This is a genomic window from Paenibacillus sp. PastF-3 (assembly GCF_029893135.1).
GTDB classification, from domain to species: Bacteria; Bacillota; Bacilli; order Paenibacillales; family Paenibacillaceae; genus Paenibacillus_AQ; species Paenibacillus_AQ nitricinens.
Genome location: NZ_JARXWM010000001.1, coordinates 257,386 through 283,659 on the forward strand (window position 1 = coordinate 257,386; position 26,274 = coordinate 283,659).

A 26,274-nucleotide genomic window follows, 5' to 3' on the forward strand; every position below is an offset into this window, starting at 1 on the left:
AACAATATATCGAAAAACTTAAAATGCCCTTTTTGTTGCCGGATTTTCGGAACAAAAAGGGCTCTTCAAGTTAGTATAAGTCGGATTAATTTTTAACACTAAGCTCAATCCAATCCGTAGACCAATTTCCAATTTCACCAAGTATAGGAGCCAACGCGGTACCTTTTGGAGTAAGGGAGTACTCAATGCGTACTGGCATTTCTGGATATACGGTTCGCTCAATAATACCTTCGATTTCCATTTCTTTTAATCGGTCGGATAGCACTTTACCACTTAAATTGGACAGACAGCTTTCAATTTCGCCAAAACGACGAGGGCCAGGCATAAGCACGAAAACGATCAGCGCGACCCAACGTTTACTTAGCAAGTCTACCGCTTTTTCAAAGCGAGGACACATGTTGAAATCATTCATAATATCACCTCGACATTCATTATATCATAAACTTACATAAAGTAATTATAAATATTTAAAGATATATTATAACTTGACGAAGTTATATTACAATGATAAACTTACTTACAAATAGTTACTTATATTTTAACTAATATTCAATCTTTATGTATAGCTGAAACTATACTAGATGAACATTGAGGAAGGTGTCACACATGACAAAACCAGATATTATTTCTATCCTACAAAATAAAATTACTCGAATTCCTTTAGAAAACAGTACAAATATATTGGTTGGACCGATTACTTTACCCGTGAATTTAGACGGAGAGACTGTTACTTTTAAATGGTACAACTGGCTGAACACTACGGATGCAGAGCTTCTTGGTGATAATAGTGAAGCAACAGCTGCTTTGATTTCAAAGTTACCTTCCATGAGCCTCGCAGATGGTCAGCAATCCAGTGTTTTAGTATATGGTGATTTCGAAGCTTCAGATGAAGCTTTGATACGGATGCATAGCATTTGTCATACCGGCGATATTTTTGGCAGCAAACGTTGTGATTGTGGCTTCCAACTGCATCAGTCCATGAAAATGATCGTCGAACATGGTTCAGGTGCGTTATTCTATCTTGCTAACCATGAAGGCAGAGGCATTGGATTGTTTAGCAAATCTTTAGCGTATCTTTTACAAGAAGAAGGATACGATACAGTTGAGGCTAATTTAGAGCTGGGTTTTTCTGATGATTCAAGAAATTATGAAGAAGCGATTAGCGTTCTACAGCATCTGCGTCATAAACCAGTCACGTTAATTACGAACAATCCGAAGAAACTGGAAGCTCTCAAGACTGCAGGTATGAATGCAGTGAAAAGAGTAGCGCTGTGGGGAGATGTATCTTCTTTTAACGAGAAATACTTACGCACCAAAGTGGCTCGTTCAGGACATTTAGAGGCAGTGAAAGAAGCGAATCCAATTGTAGGAAGACTGGCTAAGTAAAAATTGAGGTAGTGCTTTTGCACTCCTTCGATTATAATGGGTTACTGGAACCCAACTTTAAGCTTAGTGAGGTACAATATGACTGCTATTCAAGTACAAGACTTACGCAAAACATTCAAAGTACAAAAAAACCGCGAAGGTCTCAAAGGGGCCTTCGCTGATTTGTTTAAAAGGGAGTATACGGAAGTAACGGCTGTGAAGGATATTTCCTTTTCCATTCCCGAAGGTGAGATTTGTGGCTATATCGGTGAGAACGGTGCTGGGAAATCAACCACGATCAAAATGCTCACGGGTATTCTCGTACCCACTTCTGGAAATCTTACGGTGGGCGGTTATGTTCCTTATTTGGAGCGCGAGAAATTCGTGAAGAACATCGGTGTGGTGTTCGGGCAACGCAGCCAGCTGTGGTGGGACATTGGGGTCATTGAATCCTTCCAGCTGCTGCGCAAGGTATACCGGGTATCTGAACAAGACTTCAAGAAACGGCTGGATGAATTGGTCGAACGATTGCAGTTGCAAGAACTACTGAATCGTCCTGTTCGCAAGCTCAGTCTCGGTCAGCGGATGCGTTGTGAATTAGTCGCAGCATTACTTCATAACCCTTCGATTGTATTTCTGGACGAGCCAACCATTGGTTTAGATATTGTGGTGAAGTCAGAGATCCGTGAATTCCTTAAAGATATGAACCGTGAGCATGGAACAACCATACTGTTGACTACACATGATCTGCAAGATATTGAAGCTCTTTGCTCGCGGGTGATCATGCTTGATGATGGTCGGATTATTTATGACGGCGGCCTAGAAGATCTGAAACAGCGCTGGGGAACCGGACGTGAAGTTCAATTTCAATTCGGAAATGCAACGAAACGGCAATTGCTTGAGCTTTGGACTGAAGGGATGCCGGTTACTTGGTCTGCAGACAACGATCTTGGAGCATCGGTTTGGATACCGCTGGATATTAATGTATCCGATGTTTTGGGACGGGTAGTAGGGAAAGCCGACATTACTGATATCAAAATCATTGAGACGAATACGGATGATATTGTTCGCAGTATTTATCAATCCGGGTCTGCGGATAAACCAGAGAAACAAGCTGCCGCTCTGAAGGATGAAAGAGAGGCTTTACATGTCTGATAAGCTTAATGCTGCAACAGCTATGTCTTCGTCCTCAGGAGGTTCTTCAGGTGGTCTTCCAGAGAATAGTCGTAGATTACTATTTGGGGCGTACTTAGATTTTATACGAATCCGGTTCCTTACCATGCTTGCTTATCGGATTAACTACTACTCAGGTATTCTGATCTATTCACTGAATATCGGAGTTAACTATTTCACGTGGATGGCCATCTATGGTAATGGGGATTCACTTGGTGGCTTTACCGCAACTCAAATGACGTCTTATGTCGCTGTTTCTTGGATGGCTCGTGCGTTTTATTTTAATAATCTAGATCGTGAGATCTCTACGGATATACGAGACGGAAGTATCGCTATCCAGTTTATAAGGCCTTATAACTATGTCTTAGTCAAAATGATGCAAGGACTCGGTGAGGGAATGTTCCGCTTCCTCTTGTTTATGATTCCGGGTATGGCTATAGCGATGTTGTTGTTCCCGGTTCAATTACCGACAGCACCATCTGCTTGGGCGGGTTTTCTTGTAATGCTCTTTTTCAGCTTTTTGATTAATTCACAGATCAATATTATTACGGGGCTCTCGGCTTTCTTTGTTGAGAATAATGAGGGCATGATGCGTATGAAGCGGGTAATTGTTGATCTGTTCTCTGGTCTGATCGTGCCGATCAGTCTGTTTCCTGACTGGCTATCTTCTATACTTAAGGTGCTGCCGTTTCAGGCGATTACTTACTTGCCAGGTTCTGTATTTACAGGACGGGTACAAGGGGTTGGAATTTGGAATGTACTGGGGATACAGATCGTTTGGTTCCTGGCCTTACTGATTCCAATTGTCTGGTTATATCATGCGGCGCGGCAGCGTCTCTTCGTGCAGGGAGGTTGAGGAAACGTGTATTACCTTGGATTATTAATTGAATACATCAAGAATTATATGAAGTCCCGGCTCACCTATCGCGCCGATTTCTGGGTAGAAGTCATATCGGATTTGCTCTTTCAGGCTACAAACTTTATCTTTATACTAGTAATCTTCATGCATACGGATAGCCTTGGCGGCTGGAATCAGAACGAAGTAGTGTTCGTTTATGGGTTCTTTATGGTGCCTTTTGGGGTGTTTAGTTGTTTTGTGAATCTATGGGGATTTAGTGAGCGTTATATCGTCAAAGGTGAGATGGACCGTATTTTGACGCGTCCGGCGCATAATCTGTTCCAGATCTTTTTGGAAAATGTTGATCCACCAGCACTAATGGGCTCATTCATAGGTATTATTATTATGGCCATCAGTGGTAGTAATCTGGGTCTTCCCTTTGAATGGTGGACGATACCGGCTCTGATCATTCTTACGTTAAGTGCCGTCGCCATTTATACGGGGATTTATACGACACTGACTTCTTTATCATTCTATTCTGATGCTCCAACAGGGATTCTCCCGTTAATGTACAACATTCAGACCTACGGTCGTTATCCGGTAACGATCTACAATCGCGCCATTCAGGTGCTGCTTACGTGGGTCATTCCGTTTGCATTCGTCGGAGTCTATCCGGCAGCGCTCTTCCTGCAGCGTGATGAGATGACAAACCTTGCGCTGATGACACCTGTTGTAGGTGCGATATTCCTTGGGATTGGTCTGTTAGCATGGAGTTATGGTGTTAGAAGATATAAGGGAGCGGGCTCTTGAGTTAAGCTAGTGTCTTGTTATGTTGGAAAGGCTACCTTCGGGTAGTCTTTTTTTTTACTCCTAATTCATGAATATGCTAAAATCATTAATAACTTCGCTATCATAGTTTTGTTTCTGAATTCGATAAGAACGTTTCCTTAGCATCGATTGACAATGGATCAGGTGATCATTTGTTTATTATTATTGCACCTCAAGGAACGATAATTAAAGGATTTGATCATGAGTCAGAAGTAAGTCCATATGCGCGCGACGAACATGAAGTTTGGCCAGGAATCTATGAAGAAGCCCCAACTTCACTATTGTCTTTACTGGAAGATGAGGCGATAACTAAGGATGATGTTACTTTTTGTTTTTGGCGTGAAAATAATGACTTGACGTGGCAGAAGGGGAAGGTAGAGATTCCAACGGGAGCAGAGGATGGTTCGGACTTTTTGCTACGAACTATTTTCCGCACAGCAGAGGATTTTGTGGAATTTGCCGAAGGTTATTTTGAACTCTCACTCCCCTTAGAGGTTGTTGCACAAGTTTATGAGGGTGCAGCTATTACAAAAGAGATGATCAAAGCGTTAAATCCTGATGGTGATATTGAAAAAAACCTTCAGGAGTTAGCAGAGCTAGACTTTTAGGTAATTATCGATTTTGAAAACAAAGGGGGATGCGAAATAAATGAAGGGCTGCCGAATAGGTAGTCCTTTATTTATTGATCGGAAGTATTTCTTAAATGACGAGCGAAAATAGGAAATAAAAATAGAATACTTTCTCTTTATCAAAATTTTATTTACATATATCATTTTAATAAAGATACAAGTGAGAGGGATAAAACTTTACATAATTTAAGCGATCTTAATAACTCTCAAAACAATTTTGTGAGTGTGAGTTAGGTTCCAGAGTAGAGTACATGGAGTGGAAGTGTTAAAATAATGCTTTTCAAAAATGGGGGAGTTTGTTATATGTTTGGAATTTTGGCTATTTCCGGCCTGTCTTTTCTTCTAGTGGCGATATTTACGCCGTTGTTGATCTGGACACTGCACAGGCTGAGGCTAACGCAGCCAATTCGCTCCGAGTTACCAGCGGATCATCAGGCCAAACGTGGTACACCGCTTATGGCAGGGTTGGTCCTGCTTATCGGAATAGCGATCTCGTTACAGTTTCATCCCGGACCTCTAATGTTACTCTTATGCGTCACGTTTTTGTTGTTCAGCTCCGTCGGATTTCTGGATGATTTCAAAAAGGCTTTTTGGCAAAATCCGTCCGGCATCACCGGTCGCTCAAAGCTAGTGTTACAATTTATTTTTACTGGATCCATTTTGTATGTGTTGTTCCATTCATTCGGCCTGACGAGCGATATTGCGTTGTTTCAAGGGCACTATTTGCAATTGCCTTTGTACCTTTATGTCGGAATCATTTTGCTGTTTGTGGTGGGCTCCGCAAATGCCATCAATTTTACGGACGGTCTTGATGGGCTACTGATCAATGTAGCCATTCCAACGTATTTTTTCTTTTTTATGATTTCGGACAAACCTGAAGTGCAGACATTTTCACTTGTCATGATCGGCTGTTTGCTTGGGCTGTTCCTTTACAATATTTATCCGGCAAGAGCGTTTATGGGCGATACAGGATCACTGGCGATCGGTGGCTCCCTTTCTATTTTGGCTGTCATTGAGAAGGTCGAGCTTTTGCTTCCGATTTTGTTTTTCGTCTATTTTGCGGAGCAGGTGTCGGTTATTTTGCAAGTTTGGTACTACAAACGCACGAAGCTGCGGCTGTTCCGGATGGCTCCGATCCATTTCCATTTTAGTTTAAAATACGGATGGAGCGAAAACAAAATCGTGATGATATTCGGTTTCATTTCGTGGGTTTCCATACTGATTTGCTGGTTAATTTGGAAATATCTCATGCACTAAATAACTCTTTTATATTTACAAATCTATAAAAGTAGATATAATGAAATGCATGGAACCTTTAGTGATATTTAAAGCTTTGTCTAACGAGACACGTAGTCAAATTATGATGTGGTTAAAAACTCCGGAGGAATACTTTGATGAGAAGCCTTATTTACAACAAGGCCTAAGTTTTCGAACTGGTATATGTGTGGGAGATATTCAAGCTAAAGCGGGACTAGCACAGTCTGTTATCTCGAGCTATTTATTGACTATGCAAAAAGCTGGTTTGTTGGAATCTGAGCGAATTGGGAAGTGGACGTACTATCGTCGGAACGAGAAGACAATTCAGGAATTTTCCGAGTATATTAAACAGAAACTATAAATGAGAGGAGGGAAGCCTTTTTTTTGATGATACACATCTACAAATCTGTATATGTGAATATAAAATGGAGGATTATTTTAAAAATGAAAAAGATTAACCCGTTGCTCATCATTATTCTGGCTTTAGGTGTATTTGGTATTATCACTACGGAAATGGGGATTATAGGTGTTCTTCCGCAAATAACTCAAAAATTTAATATATCGACTTCACAGACTGGATGGCTTGTAAGTATATTTGCTTTAGTCGTTGCTATTTCTGGTCCATTTCTAACATTACTGGCTTCTGGTATTAATCGTAAAGTTATTCTATTAACGGCTGTACTTATTTTTGCAGTTTCAAATGTTGTGTACGCTTATACAACTATGTTTGAAGTAATGCTGATTTTTCGTATTATCCCTGCTATTTTTCATCCTGTCTTTTTTTCAGTTGCTCTTGTGACCGCTGCTCAACTTGTCCCTCCAGAAAAGAGCACCAAAGCAGTTACAAAGGTTTTCGCTGGAATCACAGTCGGGTTTGCTTTTGGTGTGCCTTTGACTTCTTATCTCGCGGACAAAATATCATTAGAAGTTGCTTTCCTGTTTGGTGCTGTTGTAAGTGTAATTGCCTTTTTAGGGATACTCGCTTGGCTTCCTTCCATGCCCGTTAAAGAAAAAATGTCTTATGGCAAGCAGCTTGGTATACTACGCAAACCCCTATTATGGTTAAATATTGTAACGGTTATTTTTATCTTTGCAGCTATGTTTTCTGTATATAGCTACTTCGCTGAGTATCTTGGTCAAGTAACACATATGAATGGATCATGGATTAGTATCATGTTGATGGTCTTTGGTATAGTCATGATTTTTGGGAACTTTTTATTTGGGGGCCTTTTACATAAAAGCATTCCAAAGACCGTCATCATGTTTCCTCTGCTATATGCGGTAACTTACCTCTTCGTTTATTATCTAGGATCTTATTTCATTCCGATGGTTATTATCATAATCATTTGGGGGGCAGTGCATTCCGGCGGACTCATTGTCAGTCAAGCCTGGTTAACGACCGAGGCAAAAGAAGCTCCTGAATTTGGTAATAGCTTGTTTATCTCTTTTTCTAATCTTGGAATTACTATAGGGACTGCCATCGGCGGTTGGTTTATTTCTCATTCGGGAATACATCAACTCATCTGGGTGGGGATTGTGTTCTCACTGCTTGCGTTCTTAACGATCATTATTAAAATAAAAATTTCGAAATTAAACGTAACAGAAGCTAAGATGGGTGATTAACGGACATTATGAATTTATTAAAACAGCGACAGCCATGTATCTTATTTTCTGGTACATAGCTGTCGTTGTTTTCTATATTAAGTAATACAAACTTGTGTTTTTCACTATTTTGATTTATTTTAATTAGACCCCATGAAGCTATTACATATGTATAAGAAAGAGGTTTATCCATGAGTAAAATGTATCTATTAAAAATTTGTTTAGCCATCACCCTCATACTAGGGATAGCTACCGGTTGCACCATCGCCGAACAGTCTACTTCAGATCCAGTTCCATCTATAACAACAAGTCCTAACCCTAAATCTGATGCTACCGCAAAGAATGCACAAGAGGACAACAGACGCTTATTAGATGCTAAGGTAACACGGGTAGTTGATGGTGACACCATGAAGCTGACGATTGACGGTAAAAAAGAAACGGTGCGCTTACTACTAGTCGATACTCCAGAATCCGTAAATCCGAATATCCCTGAGCCTCAGCCATTTACGATAGAAGCCTCTGATTATGCCAAAAAGATGCTTACAAATAAAGATGTGCAAATTGAACTAGATGTATCAGAACGAGATAAATATGGTCGTCTACTCTGTTATCTCTATATCGATGGCAAAATGTTTAATGAGCTTCTGCTAGAGCAGGGTTATGCACGTGTGGCATATGTATTTGCACCTAATACGAAATACGTAGATCAATTTAGAGCTATTCAGGATCAAGCAAGAGAGCAGGGAATCGGCATCTGGAGTATTGAAAATTACGCACAAGAATATGGTTTTAAAGTTCCTAAGCCTACAGCAACTCCTAAGTCATCACGTTAACAGTTTTCATAGAAGGTCAAGATATTTAAGTAAAAACACACTAAATAATAGTTAGTGTGTTTTTGCTTTTACGTGGTAGATGGCTACCTATCGGGATGTTTATTTTAATAAAATGTTTCATCTATATGATTTCCATGTAAATTTGATACTCCAATGAGTGTGAAAACCCCATCTCTTTTTTCATAAGTATAATTAACGTTAGGTTCATCCTTAAAATTCACAACAGCTTGATAGTATCCATATTTAAAACGTATACTCCATTTACATCCTGAATATTATCAGAATTATTTAATCTTTTATTGATTAGATAGGTTTTTACTTGATCTGCTATTTCGCGTTTCTTATTGGGTAAGCCAGTTAATGAGAAATAAGAGAAGATAATGATTAAACTCGCAAATGTTAGAAGAGAGAAGACAATGAGAGTATTTGAATTTGATTTCTTTTTCTTCAAGTGAACCCCTCCATTAACGTCACTTAAATGGTATAAATATACAGTATAATTTCTATGCAGTAAAGTACGTATGCTTGTCTTCTTTATGTGCTTATTTAAAAGTAGAAGGGTGTTGTTTCGTTTGAGTAATTATATTATGGAGCTTGGGGAAACTTTAGAAGAATGAATTTACTGGGGGATTTAGAAAAGATGAAATTGAACTGCAAGAATAACTGAACATCTTACGCCAAGTGTCACCTTTCCCAGCAAATCATAATACGATGAAATATGAACCATGACATTAGCCCGGAAAGGTGTGCGATTATGAACGGAACAATCCTCAATTTCTTTGCTGGCGGGAATACGGCTCACGGCTTTTACAGCCTCTATGAGTCGTCATTGCAAAGTTTAACGCGTCTGTATGTTTTAAAAGGAGGCCCAGGTACGGGGCAGACCAAACTGATTAGAGAAATTGGAGAGCAGTTGAATCAACAAGGTTTTGAGATTTGGTTCATCCACACTGCATCAGATAACGATTCATTCGACGGTGTGATTATTCCCAAATTAAATATAGGAATTGTGGATGGAACAGCTCCGCGAGTAATAAACCCTGAACTGCCTGAAGAGTCCATCGTATTCGTAGATTTGGAGCAGGCCGCAGATCAGTTCCAGTTGTGTCAGCAGAAGCTGGAAATCGATAATTTAGTTGGAGCCATTAAACAAGAACATGAATTGGCTTATGCCGGCTTTGCTGAAGCTCTTCGCATACATGACGAATGGGAAGCGATTTACATCGCGAAAATGGATTTTCAAGCAGCCGACGAGCTGACACAGGAGTATATTCTGCTTCTGTTCGGTGATCAGAGATCTGAAACAGCTAGCCGAGTAGATCATCGTTTTTTAGGTGCGGCGACGCCTAAGGGGGCAGTGGATTTTGTTCCTAATCTAACCTCAGGACTAAAAAGATATCTGGTTAAAGGACGTGCGGGCTCCGGAAAATCTACACTGCTGAAAAAAATAGCGGCTGAAGGCATCAAGCGTGGTTTCGATGTTGAAATTTACCACTGTGGCTTCGATCCAAACAGCCTTGATATGATTATTGTGCGTGAGCTTGGATTTGCTATTTTTGATAGCACGGCTCCCCATGAGTACTATCCAGATCGGGACACCGACGAGATCGTCGATATGTATTCCCGGTGTATACTGCCTGGTACAGATGAAGAATACTCTGAAGCTATAGCTGGCATTAAAGAGCGATATTCGAGCACCATGAAGCAATCCACACAGCATCTTACAGACGCAAAAGTATTCCTAGTTGCGTTAAAGCAAATCTATACTTCAACCGTGGATTTTGATCAAGTAGACAAGATTAAATCGCAGATTTTAGAGGAAATCAACGAGATTGTTGAAAGTCCACTGGAGGTTTAAACCTACATTTAAGATCGCTCTCTAGAGGGCGGTCTTTTTTGTTGTTTAGGAAATTATACAATACAAAAAAATGTGGATATCTCCGAAGAAATAGGAAGGAGGGGTGAACGTGAAGAAGCAGGAAGGAGGGGTGAACGTGAAGAAGCAGGAGACATGGAATAAACGAGGAGTCATCCGTCAGATTCTAAAAACCGCGAGGAACTTATATCCTCCGAAATGCATGTTTTAGTCGAGCCTACGGACAAATGTATGCGAAAAATCGAATACAATGTGCCGCCGGTAACGTAAACGAGCCAAATGTATGCGAAAAATCGAATACAATGTGCCGCCGGTAACGTAAACGAGCCAAATGTATGCGAAAAATCTAATACAATGTCCGCCGGTAACGTAAACGAGCCAAATGTATGCGAAAAACCGAATACAATGTGCCGCCGGTACGTAAACGAGCCAAATGTATGCGAAAAATCGAATACAATGTGCCGCCAGTAACGTAAACGAGCCGAATGTATGCGAAAAATCGAATACAATGTGCCGACGGTAACGTAAACGAGCCAAATGTATGCGAAAAATCGAATACAATGTGCCGCCGGTAACGTAAACGAGCCAAATGTATGCGAAAAATCGAATACAATGTGCCGCCTGTAGCGTAAACGAGCCAGCGCTGTTATTCGCCCCAGATCACCCGGGAAGGGGCTTGTTATTAGAGAAAAAGTGCAATACGGTCCGTCCCTAATATATGTGCTCATTTCATCGTAATAAAGCAATTAGGGTCCGAAGCGGAACCTCACTACGAAGGTGTATATGGATACGAGTATGGAATTACGGATGTACTCAGCTTGTAACTCTACCCCAAGGACGACGTCAGGTCTTTTTTTGTGAGAAAAGAAATTGGTATGGTACATACGCACCAATGTGGTTATTTCCACTGGAACTGTATCCAAGTATGCTCTCTCTAGTAACAACGATAAGGGAGAGAAAAACTTATGAATGATCAGAAAGTAATGTTTAGAACAGGGCTAAAAGATTCTATCGCAATTGTTGCAGGATTTATCCCAGCTTGCTTTACGTTTGGATTGGTCGGTAAGGGGTTAGGTCTAGGAAGTCTGGAAGTATTCTTATTGTCAGCGCTCGTATTTGCGGGGGCTAGTCAATTTATCGGAGTAAAAATGCTTGCCGCAGGAGCAGCCGCTCCAGTGATTTTACTGCTTACCCTGATCATTAACTTAAGATATTTGTTTATCAGCTTATCCTTTGGAGGGCAGTTAAATCGTAACATCAGTGTACTAGCGAGAACTTGGATTGGCTTCAGTTTAACAGAAGAGGTATATGCCGTTAGTATGATCCCTCGAGAAGAAGTAAATCGTAAAACGGAGAATGAAAAAACGAACCAGCCCTTAGCACTTCCTTATCTGCTAGGTCTACAAATCCCTCCCTATGTTGCTAACCTGATAGCAACAGCTTCGGGGATAACCCTTGCCTCCTATATCCCAGCTTTATATTTACCGGCGCTAAACACGTCATTATATGCCTTACTTATTGCACTTGTTGTACCTCAATTGAAAGGCAGCTTACGGAATATGGCTATATGTATATCAGCTGCGGGGTCATCTTGGCTACTGAACCCTTTGCTGGGAAACTCTTCGATTCTTATAGCTATGTTGATCGGCATGGCAGTAGGTTCCTTAATTAAAGGTCAAGTCAAAGCGGAGAAGGGGGTATCCGTATGACTATACTAATCATCGTAGGTATGGCTGTTATTACATTTTTATTTCGTTTTGTGCCTTTACTGCTTACGAACCATACGAATGGTTCTTCCAAAGTCCAAGGGCTGCTGGAGTATTTGCCCATAGCGGTTCTTAGTGCATTAACGGTACCTGGAATCATTCAGGTAGATCCAGATGTTAATCTTGTGGGTATCGCATCAGGGACTGTCGCTGTTATACTGGTATTAATTAGAAAAATTCCGCTGCTCTTCGTGATTCTAGGCTCTGTTTCCGCAGCAATACTCGTAAAAATGCTAACCCCATATTTTTAAATCAAAAGTCGGAACAGAAGGGGAGGACCTCTTATGAAGCACGATTTGCTGATCACACTCGATAAAGAACGACAGATACCATTTAGCCGTCAAATTTACGAGCAAGTTCGAAATGCTATCCATTCAGGAGCTTTAAGCGGGGGGGACCCCCTGCCTCCGTCTAGAACTTTGGCCAATCAGCTTGGCGTATCTAGAAGCGTGGTCCTTCAATCCTATGAGCTACTACAGGCAGAAGGGTATCTGGAGATGAAAAAAGGGGCGGGGACGTTTATTGCGGAGTTGACGTTGGAGGAGAAAGTTACAAAAGATTATGAGAGCCCTTACAATTTTATAACGAAGGGACCTGATATCCTTACGCTTAATCCTCCTTCTACTAGAGAAGTTGATCATTTGAACCCGGTGTTTTGCGATTTTCGACATGGTGTACCTGCTTGGGACGCGTTTCCTATGGATCAATGGCAAAAAGCTCTTATGAATGCTTGCCGCCGTGCCTCACCGGATACTTTAGGCTATGGCCCTGCGGAGGGTTCACTGGGACTACGCCGAGAGATTGCTCGTTTATTACGTTCCACGCGGTCTATGCCCGTTGTTCCAGAACAAATCGTGATTACTTCTGGAGCTACACAAGCTCTTGATATTTTATCGAGGATTTTCTTATTTAAAGGTGATCAAGTCATTGTTGAAGATCCATCACATAGCGTTGTGCGTGAAATATTTTCTTTTGCTGGGGTAGAGGTCATACCTGTTAAAGTAGATCAAGATGGCATCTGTGTGGAAGAGATCCAAACAAACAGTGATAACGATAAAGAAGGTAATCTTAAAAAATCGCCAAAGCTAGTCTATGTTACGCCTTCTCACCAGTTTCCTTTTGGGACGACACTGTCCTTGAAACGAAGAGTTCAGCTGTTGGATTGGGCGAAGGCTAATCATGCTTTTATTATTGAAGACGATTATGACAGTGAATATAGGTACGAGGGTCCGAAATTATCCGCGCTTGCTGGTCTTGATGTTGAGGGTCGAGTCATTTATGTAGGCAGCTTTAGTAAAGTATTATTTCCTTCTCTGCGGATAGGTTATGTTGTGTTGCCTCCGGCTTTGCTTCAACCTTTTTTGGCCGTTAAATGGATTACAGATCGCATGTCTTCTGCTTTGGATCAGGAAGCGTTAGCTGAATTTATTCAGAATGGCCACTATGCAAGGCATGTTACACAGATGGGAAAGCTGTATGCTTCTCGTAGAGCCTGTCTAGTAGACAGCTTGAATACTGAATTTGGGAGTCGTGTGCGATATTATGGTGAGGAAGCGGGACTGCATTTACTGATAGAGCTGGAGTCGGATGCCGAAGAGAAGCGTATAGCTGAAGTGGCGCTCCGTTACGGAGTTCGCGTATATCCTGCATCTTCTTATTTTCTGGAGAGTAAACCTAAGGGACCTGTGTTTCTGGTTGGCTATTCTAATCTCACTGAGAATCAGATTAAGATGGGTGTGAACAGACTGATGTTAGCCGAAGCAGAAGCGACAGTTAGTTGTAGTCATTTATAATAGAAATGTTGGAACTTTATCATATTAACATGAATGTTCCCTCTATAGTTTCAGCCTTCAGACATTCATAATGAAAGGTGAAGTTATTTCTAATTCTGGAGGTCTTATGAAACGCTACATGATAGGAATTGATCTCGGTGGAACGAATATTAAAGCAGGAATTTATGATAACGATTTTATTTCAGTAAAAGAAGTATCCACGCCAACAGAAGCTGCTAAAGGTCCATTACATGTGTTGGAACGGATTAGAGATGCAGTACGTTTGATTACGGTTGAAGCGGATATTTCGCTAGATTTAGTAGAAGGTATGGGAATCGGAGTGCCCGGATTACTTGATCCGGTAGCGGGCATTTCTTTTTTCTCGCCGAATTTTCCGGGGTGGGAGCAAGTACATGTTGTTGACGAGATGAAGCAGTTTTACGATTTTCCTATTTTTATTGATAACGATGTAAGGGTAAATCTGTATGGAGAATGGCAGCAAGGTGCAGGCAAAGGCTACAACAATCTAGTTCTGATTACTTTGGGAACGGGTTTAGGGTCGGGTATCGTGAACAACGGGAAAGTAATCTACGGCACATCATATAGCGCTGGTGAAATTGGGCATATGAATATGTACAGAAATGGACGACCATGTAAATGTGGGAGCTGTGGCTGCTTGGGTCGGTATGTGTCTGCGGTTGGCATGGTGAACACTTTTAAAGAGAAGCTGAAGGAAGGCCGAGCCAGCATGATTCAGACCTGGACTAATGATCAAGAAGAGCAAATTACCGCGCTAATGATATCTGAAGCCTACGAACTCGGAGACGCTCTCTCTATGGAGGTCATGCAGGAGACTGGAACTATACTTGGCTTTGGACTAGCAAATGTAGTGAATATGCTTAACCCTGATCTTATTATTGTAGGTGGGGGGATGGCAGCAGCGGGCGATAAATTGCTCCAACCTGTTAGAGAAACTGTAAATCAGCATGCGTTGAAGCTATCTGGCAGTAGGTGTAAAATTGTTCAAGCAGAGCTTGGGAGTCGGGCCGGAACGATTGGTGCCGCCTCTTATTTGTATAGTAAGCTTCATGAAGCAGAGTAACTGAACGTTGCTTGTTATTTTTATTTTGACATAGATTGGAACCAGACGGAGCCGCCCGGAATACAACAGTAATAAAGTCCGTGGAGGTGCTCTTATGTTTGCAATCATGCAATTAATAGGTGGAGTGATTCTTTCAGTAGGATGGATTCCTCAGATTGTTCAGATCTTGAAGTCCAAATCCGTAGCCGATTTAAATTTGAAGTCGTATTTGCTTATGCTGCTTGGGATTAGTCTTATGGAAGCTTATGCGATCAGTTTGGCGGTTACTGGGGTAGGTTTAGCATTTTTGATTACGAATACGATGTCCTTATGTGTTGTACTGCTGGTTATTATTCTAGTGCTTAAATATCGAGCAAGAACATGATTGAAGTTAAGAAGGTAGGAAACGGAATGACGTACAGTTATCGAAAAGCCGCATCTGCGGACTATGCCGCAATATGACAGGAACAAGATTTATATTGGCTAGGAAATCTTATTGTTTCACCAGATTATAGAGGTAAGGGAGCCGCGGAGTATTTGATTCGTACCATGCTTGCTGCAGCTAAAGAGGACTTACAGCTTCAAGAGTTACATCTGGTTTGTCATAATGTGAATACTAATGGGATGTTATTATACTCCAGGTTAGGATTTAAGCCGTATGAAATTGTCAAAAGAACAGGTCCTCATGAAACAAACATCGCCGGAATTTTTATGAAAATAGAGCTAACTTAGGTTAGTAAATGCGGAGGTACATTTGAGCGAAAAATATTTTACATACGAAATCGATGCAGTAACTTTTCAATTGCAAGAGCCTTGTGATTTTGCTTGGTTATCTAAACTTGGCAGGGTGTTCAAAGTGTTCGATCAGCAGGACTCGGGAAATCTTTCTTTTGGGGTGGAGAAGGAGGGTCAGAAGGTTTTTGTGAAATTTGCTGGAGCGAAGCCTTTGACTTATGATGGGAACCCCTCAGATGCTGTTGATAATTTGATTAAAGCTGTTCCGTTGTATAATGAACTTGAATCTAAATCGCTGATCAATCTGGTGTCACACTTTGAAGTTGGAGCGGGATATGCAGCGGTGTTTGAATGGTTTGAAGGTGAATGTTTACATTCGCATTGGCTGTTTTCGGGAGAAGCTAAGTTGAATCATCCGGAATCGCCTTTTTACCGCTATAAGCAATTATCTGTTGAAAAACGTTTAGTGTCCTTAGACGTAATTTTTGCGTTTCATGAACATGTTGAGTTGCAGGGTTATGTCGCTGTCGATTTTTACGATGGAAGTATTCTTTATAATTTCGCGAACGATGAAACAAGGATTTGTGATATTGATTTTTATAGACCTAAGCCAACTGTAAATGATCTGGGAGAGAACTTCTGGGGTTCATCCAGATTCAAGTCACCGGAAGAGTTTATCTTGGATGCACCGATTGATGAAGTTACCAATGTATTCAATATGGGCGCAACAGCATTTGTTCTATTAGGAAGAGCCTCCGAACGGTCGTTTGCAAAATGGGAAGCGAGCCAAGCGCACTACGATATTGCTTTACGGGCGGTTAGCCTGGAGCGTGAGCAGCGGTATCAGAGTGTAGCGGAATTTAAATTAGCTTGGGATAGAGCAGGGGATTGTTGAGGCGGGTGGGAAGTGAGAACTGCTTCAACTGCAAGATAAGAATGATAGCCCCGCTATTGTCACATGATATGATTTATAAATAGAACAAGCAGGAGGGGTTTCATTGAGGAAAGACATTCAGCATGTTCCCTACGGCTATGAGCCACCGGTTGAACAACGTAAAGGGACATTAGTGTTTTACGATTCTTTTGAACATATAACAGATCAGGAGCTTGTAATCGCGGCAAAAACGGCCACCGATCGGCGTTTCACTAAGCTAGTGCTATATCCGCTTCATGAAGAAACGGTGAGACGGATGACCAAAGAGCCGGTGAGCGCTTATTATAAGCGGGAGGACCGGCTGCATGAATGGAAGAGGGATCAAGGACTTAGCTTCATCACGATAGAGAGTTTGGAGGGGAAGCGAAAGAAATATACTCCGCTTGATTCTGCGTTTCGACATCTTGCAGATATCTACCCTTCGCCGATTTTTCTGTATCTTACGCCTGAGGTGGCGAATCAGTTTGCCTCGTATTCCTCTTTTGAAGAGTGGATTGTAAAGATTCGGTTATTGCTGCCAGCCGCCCCTTCATCACTACATCCTAGGCTTCTAAAATTTCGCCATCGCTGGGATGTTGTTGGAGAAGAGAAACATTAAAAAGTTTAATGTGTGCTGCTCTGTTTACGTCTATAATTGTACATTCTCCACTGATAATGGATAAAACATCCGATGCAAAAACCAAGAATGGCTACAGTGGCTGCCACTGCAACAAGCGCAGTGAAAATATAGGCGGCAATCGTCCAGCCCGCGATAAAGCTGATTAGACCACTTGTTAGGCAGAATACAGCAATGGTTTGGTTAAACTGTTGTTGTGACCAGTCTTCGAGTACATAGTGCGAACGTTCTTTTGTCAGAAACTTGGCAGCTAGCTTAATAATAGGATTATAACCGAACAACAGTCCGAGCAATCCGGCAAACAAGGGCAGCGCTAGTATCCAGTGCTGTCCTGTTAGCCATGTCAATATTACAGAAATGACGATAAACGCCTGATTAGTCTTTACTAATGGCCGTGGAATTCCTTTGGGCACGTCTTGCATTTTATTCACACCTTTCTCATTGGAATAATTATAGTATACGCTGAGGTTGAGGGAATGGGAAGTAGATTACTTTGAATTTAAGTAATTTATATGTTGACATATCTCTTTAAAATATGGTTCTATTATATAGACCAATTGTTATAATACAAAGGAAGTGTCAGCTTGTCGAACAAGCCGAATACGCGTGAGGCGATTCTCCACACCGCTTCGAAATTATTTTTTTCTCAGGGATATCATGCAACAGGCCTAAATCAGATTATTAAAGACAGCGATTCACCGAAGGGGTCTCTTTATTATTACTTCCCCCACGGCAAAGAAGAGCTGGTTTTAACATGCATTAACCGAATTGGTGAAATAGTTGCTCAGAAGATTAAGCATCATTTGGTGAGTGGCAATAATGCTGCTGAAGCGATGGAGGATTTCATTCTAGGAATGGCTAAAGATGCAGTAGAATCCTCATTCGAGGGGATTGTTCCGTTCAGTTTTTGGTTAGCGGCGGAGACCTCTTGTATTAGTGAGGAGCTGCGGACTGCATGTAAATCTGTGTTTATGGACTTGCAGGATGTGATCAAGAAACGCCTTCTGGAAGAAGGTGTGGAGAGCAACACTGCAGCCGATAAGGCTTCAGTAATAGTCTCATTATTTGAAGGAGCACTTCTTCAGACGCTGACTTTAAGGGATGAACAACCGCTTCTCGCGGCGGCAAAGATTATCCCTGCAATACTTGGTTAGATATAGAAAAATAGATAAGAATATCAGGAGGATTAAGAGTGGAAGCAACTATGCAAGGAAAGCAACAAAATGAAGTAAAGAAGTTTAAAACCATTCCGATTTTAGTCTCATTACTACTTGCAGGATTTATCGGAATGTTCAGTGAAACCGCACTAAATGTAGCTTTAAGTGATCTTATGAATGTCCTTCAAATTACTCCAGCAACAGCACAATGGTTGACGACAGCTTATCTGCTTACACTGGGGATTCTAGTCCCAATTTCGGGAATGCTCCTTCAGTGGTTCTCGACTAGACAGTTGTTTGTTGCTGCATTATGTTTTTCAATACTTGGAACGTTTCTAGCTGCAGTATCACCTAATTTTGAGTTTCTATTAACAGCTCGTGTGGTACAAGCAATGGGTACTGCGCTCCTATTACCACTAATGTTTAATACCATCCTTATCATCATTGCTCCTGAAAAACGTGGGGCTGCAATGGGGATGATTGGGTTGGTTATCATGGTAGCGCCAGCGATCGGTCCTACTATTGCTGGTCTTCTAATTGAAAGCCTTAGCTGGCACTGGATCTTCTGGCTGTCACTGCCATTCCTGGTGATCGCATTGATATTCGGGATCCTCTTCATGCAAAATGTAACGAAGGTTACGAAGCCGAAGATTGACATTCTCTCCATAGTGTTATCTTCAATCGGATTTGGTGGAATCGTGTTTGGTTTCAGTAGCGCCGGTGAAGAAGCTGGTTGGGGAAGTCCAAAAGTGATCATAGCTATCGTAGTAGGTGTGGTATCACTCTTACTATTCGGTTTGCGTCAAATGAAGATGAAGCAGCCTATGATTAATCTGCGAGCATTTAAATATCCGATGTTCTCCATTGGTGTGGCTATGGTATTTATTTGTATGATGGTTATCCTATCATCCATGTTGATTCTGCCGATGTATCTTCAACAGGGTCAAGGATATACAGCGTTCAAGGCAGGCTTGCTGCTACTTCCAGGGGGGATTATTAACGGATTGATGTCCCCGATCATGGGTCGTATGTTCGATAAGTACGGTCCGAAATGGCTCGTTATTCCGGGTCTAACTATTGCAGCGGCTGCCTTGTGGTTCTTCTCCAGTATTACTGTAGCTTCTACGGTCGTATTCGTAATCGTACTTCACAGTACCCTTATGATTGGTGTGTCGATGGTATTTATGCCTGCACAAACCAACGGAATTAACCAGCTGCCGCTAGAATTATATCCAGATGGAACAGCGATTATGAATACGCTGCAGCAGGTTGCTGGTGCGATCGGTACCGCATTAGCGGTCAGCATTATGTCCGCAGGTTCTAAGAATTATTTGAAAACTGTGGCCGATCCTGCCGATCCAGCGAATATGTTGCCTGCGTTCACGCAAGGTGTGCAAAATGCTTTTATTTTCGGAATGAGTATGGCGATTGTAGGACTAATACTTGCTTTCTTCATTAAAAGAGTAGTTGTGAATCATAAAATGAATACTTCAATGCATTAATAAATAAGGTAAACCGTTATCCCCTTACGCTAGATAGTGGTGAAAGTTCATGAACCTATGGACTCATCACTGTCGATCGGAGGGGACTTTTTTTGCCTACAACAAGAAAGAAGGGCCTCTCCCTGGTAGCATACAGAGAAGCGGCCTCCACCTAACTTCTTTTTAAGAAAAATGCTGGGCAATATTAGTCAGATACTCTTCTTCATCTGTAGTTTCTTTCATATGAATGAGCATTTTTGCATCTTCTCCAACGATGTACCGGAATTGACTTGTCCCATCTGTGGCGGCCTGATATATGGTTTCCGCAACGATTTCTGGAGGTGAAGCATAGTCAGGTTGTTTTTCCATCTCACCCAGCTTACCTAAAAATGCAGTCGTAAAGGGCTTATAATCTGTTAATGCCTCATTAAAAAAGAACTCCATCGATCTTCCACCAAAGTCCGTCTGAATAGCACCGGGTTCAATTATCTTTACTTTGATGTTTTGTGATGCTAATTCATAAGATACGGATTCAGAAAAACCTTCTACGGCGAATTTCGTTGAATGATACAGAGACATCGTAGGAAAGGTTACTTTCCCTCCCATAGAAGAAATATTGATCAGCAAACCATTTTGATTAGATCTAAAGTGGGGCAAGATGGCTTTAGTCATACTGATAAGTCCAAATACGTTCACTTCAAACTGTCTTCTGATCTGCTCATCTGTCGCTACCTCAATAAGTCCCATTGTTCCATAACCCGCATTATTGAGGAGGACGTCAATTTTACCGAAATGCTTAATTGCTTCCGCTAACGCAGGTTGAATCGTCTCTGCCTTCTCAACATCAAGCTGTAAAACCAATACATTATCAAGTGTAATAAGTTCACTTTCTTGTTCAGGTGAACGCATCGTTGCTACAACGTTCCATCCTCTTTCAGCAAAATGTTTTGCTGTAGTTCTCCCAATGCCAGACGAAGCACCCGTTATAAAAATTGTTTTCATTAACAATTCCTCCTAAAAGTTTTCTGAGTGTTACATCTTCACTTGGTACGTACAAAACTTACTTCGTAAGCACTAACTGCTCCATGCTTAACAAACCATCGGCGATGATTCTGAGTTTTGCTTTATATTCTTCTATGCCAATTTGGATACAGATAATCTGTGCTGGATGCATTTCATCTTTATGGAGCGAATGCTGCTCAAGTAATTGGTCTAACTTATTTTGTGATTCTTCTTGGGCTTGCTTCAACCAAATAATCACCTTGTCATACCCAACAAACTCACCAAAATATAGCCTCATCATAAAATCAGATTTCTTGATACTATCTGCCTCTAGTGGGGCTTGCAAATAGGCATTAAAACTATCTCTTCCTTTATCCGTGATGTTTAAAAGATTCTTGTTAGGCTTACCTTCCTGCTGCACATTTTCCTTAGTGATCAAACCCTCCTTTTCCATTCGAGCAAGTGTGGGATAAATCGTTCCATAACTAGAACTATAGAAATTAGAGAAGACATCCTCCAATAACTGTTTTATTTCATAACCAGTCTTCGATTCTTTCATAAGCATGCCTAAAATAACGTCCTGACTGTTCAAAACAAAACCTCCTAGTAGTTAGAAAAAATTGTATATCGCCATCACAATATATCAGATCAATATATATTGAGTCAATATATATTTAACAAATATATATCACTGTCATTCTATGTTAATACTTTACATACATAGATTTACGATGTATAGTTGTCCTAGGTATAACAGGCTAAATAATATTCGTGATAATCAGATGTAGTCAATGGAGTTTAGAGATCAGGAGGTGTAGACCGTTGAAAGTAAGTAAAGAAATGCTGAAGGGCAGTACAGGCACGTTGATTCTGACTCTTTTACTGGAGAAGCCATTATATGGTTATGAGCTGATCAAAGAGCTGGAGCTGAGATCAGAGGGTGTTTTTGCTTTGAAAGAAGGAACCTTGTATCCGATTCTGCATGCGATGGAAAGCGAACGTTGGGTGGAAGCTTATTGGATGGAGGTAGACGGAAGGAAGCGTAAATATTATAGAATTCTGGATGAAGGTAAAGAGAAGCTCAAGGAGAAAAGGGCGGAATGGGTTTTGTTTAAAGGGGCAGTTGACTCTGTTCTGGGAGAGGGTGGTATATGATGAAAGAGAGGCAGCAGCAATTTTTGGATAAAGTATGTGCAGAGATTAAAGCGAAAAAAACTCACCCCGAGATACGTCTAGAATTAGCTAATCATCTGGAAGAATTAATCTGTGAAAAAGAAGCGACTGGCATGCCTAGAGATGAAGCAATAGCTTGGGCAATTGCACAAATGGGAAATCCGCAAACGTTAGGGAGGGAACTTCATCAAATACATAAACCACGAGTTCCTTGGGGATTGTTTGGCGTTATAGCTTTGTTGTCCGCGATTAGTTTGATCGGAATGGGCTCTGTGGATGCTGGCTATAGTGATATTGTTAAAGGTTCTTTTTTAGATAATGCGCTTAGACGGCAGTCGATTAATATAGTTATTGGAATTGTTCTAATGTTTGGATTGTACTTCATTGATTTCAGAAGATTAAAGGGACTTTCTTGGGTGTTATATGGTACTTCCTTAATAGGTATTTTAGTGAGCATATTTTGGGGGACTCAAGTTAATGGCATGAACTATGGTCCTAGGATTTTCTTGATTTTACCTGATATGACATCCTATCGTCCTTTTATGCTGATTGTCGCTCTAACAGGGATTCTAGTAAATCGTAGGGAAGCAGCTAACAAGAAAACTTTGCGAAGTGGGTTGTTCGAAGTAGGTATTCTGTTACTACCCGCTTTGTTTCTCCTCTCTTTAAATGCTCTTCCAGAGTTAGTGATGTATCTTGCCTATTCAATCGTATTGTATTTATGGATTATTCGCGATTGGTTAAAGAGTGTCGTGTTGTTAGGGTTCTTTTTGATAATTGGACTGATTTTTATTATTAAAAGTGACTACTTGCTGGCTAGATTCATAAATGCTATAAACCCATCTTTAGATCCGGAAGGTTATGGATATATTTATCAAGTCATGCGTGAAGTTTTAAGTTCAGCAGGGTGGTGGGGTCACGGGTTCGGATCAGTAGAACAAAAGCTGCCGTATGTCTACTCTGATATGTTGCCAGTCTATCTGATCCATTGCTTTGGTTGGGCGGGTGGATTGCTTCTGGCAGCTGTTATAACCTGGCTTTTGATTAAGCTGCTTTCAACGATACGAGCGATTCGTGAACCTTACGGACAAGCACTTGTTGTTGGCTTAGCATTTTTTCTTGCGATAAGATTTGCCTACGGTCTTGCTGTTTTGAGCGGGGGAATGATGCTGACATCAATTCCATTTCCGTTCCTCAGCTATGGGAGTCATGTGTGGTTTGAATATGCTGCCATTGGACTTTTGATGGGCATTTATCGCAGGAAGGATATTGGAGGCGTCCAAGAGAATACAGTACTAGGTTAGATTCAGGATCTTCCCGTATGTCCATATATTAAGTACAATTACACATATGGCAAAAGGAGGTCATGGATTGAACTGGAAAAAAGCAAGCTTATTAAGTATTGCTATAACTATTGGTTCAGTGACGGGATTAAGAACTTGGGGCATAGAGCCAGTACTTGCCGCCACGGCAACGGAATCTGCAGGCGTTTATAATCAATTTCAGCAGTATGTACAGAAGCCGACATCTCTTGCTAACGCACGTAATTATTTAATTAACCATATCAAAGAAGTGGATACCTGGACAGCGACTCAGATGACACTTCAGCTCGAGAATGCACAGAAGGCGCATTTAATTGTATACTCAGAAAAGGTTTTTCCGGACAAGATGCAGAAAGAGATAAATAGTGCTTTTTCCAAAAACAAAAATCTAACCTTTACCGCACTTCTTAATACGATCAACGATTCCAACGTACGCAATGTGTTAATTGAAGGTCGAGATAAGGGATATAAGCTGGAGACCAGTGAGGGCATGTACTATCCGGTGATGCATTATGAGGGATTTAAGATCTTTAAGCCTTCTGTTACGAAGGACATCGCAGCTTATATTGACATCATGGCCACCGAATCTAATCAACCGAGTGTATCTGATGCAGCGATAGTAATCAGTTGGACCGAGTTAACGAGTAGAGCGCTTGCAATAGAGGATTTTGTGACGAAATATCCTGCTTCTAACCGTTCAACCGCTCTTCAAAAAGAACTTCTTATTGCAACGTCTCGCTTATTATATGGAACAAGTAATACACCTGCATACGACTATGATGAGCAAGTTATCAAGCCAGAAGTAAAAAAGGCGTATGAAAATGCACTAAAAAATAGCAAGGTTGATACTAGAATTCTTTCGATTTTAGAAAAGCTACTACAATTACTTAATTCCACGAATAATAAATTCACTCCAGTAATAGAAAAATTTCTAGTTGAAACCGTAAACTCGTAATTATTAGAGTATGTGAAGACAACACCTGAGAAGAGGCTGGATGAATTGAGAATAGGATCAAGAAGAACAAGAATCGCAGTTTTCGCAGTTGTGCTGTCGTTGTGGACAAACAGTATGTTTATGGGTAGTGCAGAAGCCGCTTATGTCGGTTCTTCAACGGACTCCGTGCTGCAGCAGATGCAACTTGCGAAGAAAAATCATTTACCGCAAGGTTTTGTCTATTTGGATGAAGTGATTCCTACGGCACAATATGAGATTCGTTACTACGGGGACAACAATTTTGTTGGGAAGCGGATGGATGGTTATAAGGCGCCTTTAGCAATATTCTCGGGGACAGCGGCAACGGCTTTAAAAGCGGTTAGTGAGGATTTAGCGAACAAAGGTTATATTCTTAAAATCTATGATGCTTATCGCCCGCAGACGGCGGTGAATCATTTTGTAAGATGGTCGCAGAATGCCGCAGATACTAAGATGAAACAGCAATATTATCCGCGACTGGATAAACGTAATCTATTTAAACTTGGTTTTATTGCTAAAAAATCAGGCCATTCCAGAGGTAGCACCATCGATTTAACGATCGTAAATAAAGAAACGGGAGCCGAAGTAGATATGGGCAGCCCGTTTGATTTTTTCGGAGACATCTCCTATTATGATACACCCTTAATCAACAAGACTCAGAAAGCAAATCGCGCGATCCTCAAAGAGGCAATGGTACAACAGGGATTTAAACCTTACAGCAAAGAATGGTGGCATTTTACATTGACGAAGGAACCTTATCCTAAACAATACTTTGACTTCAAAGTGGAATAACCTAGAACTTGAATGTCCATGTAAGAACCGATTCACTTTTTTTGTTGAGCTTGACTACCATTAGGATTAGCAGATGCTGGAAACGCACATAATACTAATAGTCAAAAAAAGGGAGGTTTCGAACGGATGAACAAAATCGCGGTTGTTGTAGTGCTAAGTGTACTGTTATTGGTAAATGGATTTGGAGGAACTACCTATTCTACAGCTTGGGCAGATGTAAGTGAAGTAAAGGTAGTTTTGAACGGTCAGGTTCTAAAAGCAGATCAATATTCAGCCTATCCTAACGGTTCTACGGTAATGATTCCCCTTCGAGAAGCAACAAGCGTCTTGAAATATCAAACCACTTATCAAAAAAGCACGGACACCATTACCTTAACTGGAGTCAAACAAAAGATTGAGTATAAGGTAGGAGACGACCATATTACCATTAATGATAAAGAGAAAAGAGAATTTAAGGATAATGTTGTGTTTAAGAAGGAACACTTATATGTTCCCCTCTCTTTTTTCACTAGCATAGGACTAGTTACCTCCTATAATGCTGACGCTAATCTAGTGGAAGTTTATGCGCCTGAGGTTACAGCAAGCGTGATCGCTGGATTGCTAAGCACTGGACAATTTCAAGAATTAGAGAATCGATTCTTTAGTGATGAAATGAAGCGTTCGCTTTCCGTCCCGGGTTTACAGAAATATTGGGCTGAATTTACGGCACGAGCAGGTACATATCATGGCATAAAGTCTACGGAAAGTAGTCAAAAAGAAGATCAAGTGTCCATACAATGTGTACTTGGCTTTGCTGTGACTGAAGCCTCTCTGGAGTTTGTTCTTAATAAGTCTGGTAAGATTATTGAATTAAAGGGAAACCTTCCTTCCATTTAGTGAAAGAATATTAATGATACCGTTTCAGGCACAACAGGCTATGCGTACGTTCCTTAAGGAAATTTCTTAAGGGGACCATGCATAGTCTTTTTTGATTGGATTAACATTCTGAGAGGAACGTAAATACAATGTATTTTTATTGTAAAAAAGGGTTTTATTTGTTGACTTTCGCCTTCATCGAAGGTAAATTAAA

Annotated in this window: 29 protein-coding genes and 1 pseudogene; 25 read left to right on the forward strand and 5 right to left on the reverse strand. The window is 40.9% G+C overall.

Features of this window, described 5'->3' with window-relative positions; all coding sequences use genetic code 11:
* Positions 1–85 precede the first annotated feature (85 nt).
* Positions 86–412, reverse strand: a complete 327-nt coding sequence (locus tag M2444_RS01240; protein WP_094874109.1) for a winged helix-turn-helix transcriptional regulator — start codon at positions 410–412, stop codon at positions 86–88.
* A gap of 194 nt (positions 413–606) precedes the next feature.
* On the opposite strand from M2444_RS01240, the gene M2444_RS01245 reads away from it, so the two are divergent.
* The 9 genes from M2444_RS01245 to M2444_RS01285 all read left to right on the forward strand — a co-directional run bounded on the left by M2444_RS01245 (position 607) and on the right by M2444_RS01285 (position 8,525).
* Entirely contained in the window at positions 607–1,386 is a 780-nt protein-coding gene (locus M2444_RS01245) for a GTP cyclohydrolase II (RefSeq protein ID WP_094874108.1), read from the forward strand.
* Positions 1,387–1,464: 78 nt separating this feature from the next.
* On the forward strand, positions 1,465–2,520 hold the full coding sequence (locus M2444_RS01250) for an ABC transporter ATP-binding protein (RefSeq protein WP_042187774.1): 1,056 nt from the start codon (positions 1,465–1,467) through the stop codon (positions 2,518–2,520).
* A gap of 124 nt (positions 2,521–2,644) precedes the next feature.
* Entirely contained in the window at positions 2,645–3,394 is a 750-nt protein-coding gene (locus M2444_RS01255; protein ID WP_042193809.1) for an ABC transporter permease, read from the forward strand.
* A gap of 48 nt (positions 3,395–3,442) precedes the next feature.
* On the forward strand, positions 3,443–4,186 hold the full coding sequence (locus M2444_RS01260; RefSeq protein WP_179281745.1) for an ABC transporter permease: 744 nt from the start codon (positions 3,443–3,445) through the stop codon (positions 4,184–4,186).
* 170 nt (positions 4,187–4,356) lie between these two features.
* Entirely contained in the window at positions 4,357–4,812 is a 456-nt protein-coding gene (locus M2444_RS01265; RefSeq protein WP_280786028.1) for a hypothetical protein, read from the forward strand.
* A gap of 324 nt (positions 4,813–5,136) precedes the next feature.
* Positions 5,137–6,090 (forward strand): phospho-N-acetylmuramoyl-pentapeptide-transferase, encoded by a 954-nt coding sequence (gene mraY, locus M2444_RS01270; protein ID WP_280786029.1) that lies wholly within the window; start codon positions 5,137–5,139, stop codon positions 6,088–6,090.
* 49 nt (positions 6,091–6,139) lie between these two features.
* Entirely contained in the window at positions 6,140–6,451 is a 312-nt protein-coding gene (locus M2444_RS01275) for an ArsR/SmtB family transcription factor (RefSeq protein WP_094874126.1), read from the forward strand.
* An 83-nt stretch (positions 6,452–6,534) separates the two neighbouring features.
* Positions 6,535–7,713 (forward strand): MFS transporter, encoded by a 1,179-nt coding sequence (locus tag M2444_RS01280; RefSeq protein ID WP_280786031.1) that lies wholly within the window; start codon positions 6,535–6,537, stop codon positions 7,711–7,713.
* A gap of 170 nt (positions 7,714–7,883) precedes the next feature.
* Positions 7,884–8,525 (forward strand): thermonuclease family protein, encoded by a 642-nt coding sequence (locus M2444_RS01285; RefSeq protein WP_280786032.1) that lies wholly within the window; start codon positions 7,884–7,886, stop codon positions 8,523–8,525.
* 217 nt (positions 8,526–8,742) lie between these two features.
* Here M2444_RS01285 and M2444_RS01290 read toward each other — a convergent pair whose 3' ends face one another.
* Complete coding sequence (locus M2444_RS01290; RefSeq protein ID WP_280786033.1) at positions 8,743–8,976, reverse strand: hypothetical protein; 234 nt, start codon at positions 8,974–8,976, stop codon at positions 8,743–8,745.
* Between the two features lie 303 nt (positions 8,977–9,279).
* Here M2444_RS01290 and M2444_RS01295 point away from each other — a divergent pair, with 303 nt between their 5' ends.
* The 9 genes and pseudogenes from M2444_RS01295 to M2444_RS01335 all read left to right on the forward strand — a co-directional run bounded on the left by M2444_RS01295 (position 9,280) and on the right by M2444_RS01335 (position 17,287).
* Positions 9,280–10,383 (forward strand): PRK06851 family protein, encoded by a 1,104-nt coding sequence (locus tag M2444_RS01295; RefSeq protein ID WP_280786034.1) that lies wholly within the window; start codon positions 9,280–9,282, stop codon positions 10,381–10,383.
* A 983-nt stretch (positions 10,384–11,366) separates the two neighbouring features.
* Entirely contained in the window at positions 11,367–12,110 is a 744-nt protein-coding gene (locus M2444_RS01300; RefSeq protein ID WP_094874154.1) for an AzlC family ABC transporter permease, read from the forward strand.
* Positions 12,107–12,418, forward strand: a complete 312-nt coding sequence (locus M2444_RS01305; protein ID WP_280786035.1) for an AzlD domain-containing protein — start codon at positions 12,107–12,109, stop codon at positions 12,416–12,418. The genes M2444_RS01300 and M2444_RS01305 overlap by 4 nt, the downstream gene beginning before the upstream one ends.
* A 33-nt stretch (positions 12,419–12,451) precedes the next feature.
* Positions 12,452–13,960: a MocR-like pyridoxine biosynthesis transcription factor PdxR gene (gene pdxR, locus M2444_RS01310; protein WP_094878277.1), complete on the forward strand. Its 1,509-nt coding sequence runs from the start codon at positions 12,452–12,454 to the stop codon at positions 13,958–13,960.
* 106 nt (positions 13,961–14,066) lie between these two features.
* Positions 14,067–15,041: an ROK family protein gene (locus M2444_RS01315; protein ID WP_280786036.1), complete on the forward strand. Its 975-nt coding sequence runs from the start codon at positions 14,067–14,069 to the stop codon at positions 15,039–15,041.
* 94 nt (positions 15,042–15,135) lie between these two features.
* Positions 15,136–15,405 (forward strand): PQ-loop domain-containing transporter, encoded by a 270-nt coding sequence (locus M2444_RS01320; protein ID WP_094878279.1) that lies wholly within the window; start codon positions 15,136–15,138, stop codon positions 15,403–15,405.
* Between the two features lie 98 nt (positions 15,406–15,503).
* Positions 15,504–15,752: pseudogene (locus tag M2444_RS01325) on the forward strand (GNAT family N-acetyltransferase); the annotation flags it as partial.
* Positions 15,753–15,774: 22 nt separating this feature from the next.
* The gene (locus tag M2444_RS01330; protein ID WP_094878281.1) at positions 15,775–16,650 is read left to right on the forward strand and encodes a serine/threonine protein kinase; all 876 of its coding nucleotides are present in this window, start codon (positions 15,775–15,777) and stop codon (positions 16,648–16,650) included.
* Between the two features lie 103 nt (positions 16,651–16,753).
* Entirely contained in the window at positions 16,754–17,287 is a 534-nt protein-coding gene (locus M2444_RS01335) for a hypothetical protein (protein ID WP_280786037.1), read from the forward strand.
* Between the two features lie 5 nt (positions 17,288–17,292).
* On the opposite strand, the gene M2444_RS01340 is transcribed toward M2444_RS01335, so the two are convergent.
* A complete protein-coding gene (locus M2444_RS01340; RefSeq protein ID WP_094874162.1) occupies positions 17,293–17,727 on the reverse strand; it encodes a DUF4395 domain-containing protein in 435 nt (144 codons plus the stop codon).
* Between the two features lie 162 nt (positions 17,728–17,889).
* Between M2444_RS01340 and M2444_RS01345 the strand changes: the two genes are divergently transcribed.
* The gene (locus M2444_RS01345) at positions 17,890–18,459 is read left to right on the forward strand and encodes a TetR/AcrR family transcriptional regulator (protein ID WP_094878284.1); all 570 of its coding nucleotides are present in this window, start codon (positions 17,890–17,892) and stop codon (positions 18,457–18,459) included.
* A 50-nt stretch (positions 18,460–18,509) separates the two neighbouring features.
* Positions 18,510–19,964 (forward strand): DHA2 family efflux MFS transporter permease subunit, encoded by a 1,455-nt coding sequence (locus M2444_RS01350; RefSeq protein ID WP_094874181.1) that lies wholly within the window; start codon positions 18,510–18,512, stop codon positions 19,962–19,964.
* A gap of 162 nt (positions 19,965–20,126) precedes the next feature.
* Here the strand turns inward: M2444_RS01350 and M2444_RS01355 are convergent, their stop codons facing one another.
* Together M2444_RS01355 and M2444_RS01360 are read right to left on the reverse strand one after the other, a co-directional pair.
* Entirely contained in the window at positions 20,127–20,945 is an 819-nt protein-coding gene (locus M2444_RS01355; RefSeq protein WP_280786038.1) for an SDR family oxidoreductase, read from the reverse strand.
* Between the two features lie 58 nt (positions 20,946–21,003).
* Positions 21,004–21,537 carry a PadR family transcriptional regulator gene (locus tag M2444_RS01360; protein ID WP_280786039.1) on the reverse strand — a complete coding sequence of 178 codons (534 nt, stop codon included), beginning with the start codon at positions 21,535–21,537 and terminating at the stop codon, positions 21,004–21,006.
* A gap of 230 nt (positions 21,538–21,767) precedes the next feature.
* Here M2444_RS01360 and M2444_RS01365 point away from each other — a divergent pair, with 230 nt between their 5' ends.
* The 5 genes from M2444_RS01365 (at position 21,768) to M2444_RS01385 (ending at position 26,081) form a co-directional block, all read left to right on the forward strand.
* Positions 21,768–22,100: a PadR family transcriptional regulator gene (locus M2444_RS01365; RefSeq protein ID WP_179281746.1), complete on the forward strand. Its 333-nt coding sequence runs from the start codon at positions 21,768–21,770 to the stop codon at positions 22,098–22,100.
* Entirely contained in the window at positions 22,097–23,422 is a 1,326-nt protein-coding gene (locus M2444_RS01370; RefSeq protein WP_280786040.1) for an FtsW/RodA/SpoVE family cell cycle protein, read from the forward strand. Before M2444_RS01365 ends, M2444_RS01370 begins: the two co-directional genes overlap by 4 nt.
* Before the next feature lie 67 nt (positions 23,423–23,489).
* Positions 23,490–24,395 (forward strand): hypothetical protein, encoded by a 906-nt coding sequence (locus M2444_RS01375; protein WP_280786041.1) that lies wholly within the window; start codon positions 23,490–23,492, stop codon positions 24,393–24,395.
* A 45-nt stretch (positions 24,396–24,440) separates the two neighbouring features.
* A complete protein-coding gene (locus M2444_RS01380; protein ID WP_218832799.1) occupies positions 24,441–25,205 on the forward strand; it encodes a M15 family metallopeptidase in 765 nt (254 codons plus the stop codon).
* A gap of 126 nt (positions 25,206–25,331) precedes the next feature.
* Positions 25,332–26,081: a stalk domain-containing protein gene (locus M2444_RS01385; protein ID WP_094874168.1), complete on the forward strand. Its 750-nt coding sequence runs from the start codon at positions 25,332–25,334 to the stop codon at positions 26,079–26,081.
* Positions 26,082–26,274 lie beyond the last annotated feature (193 nt).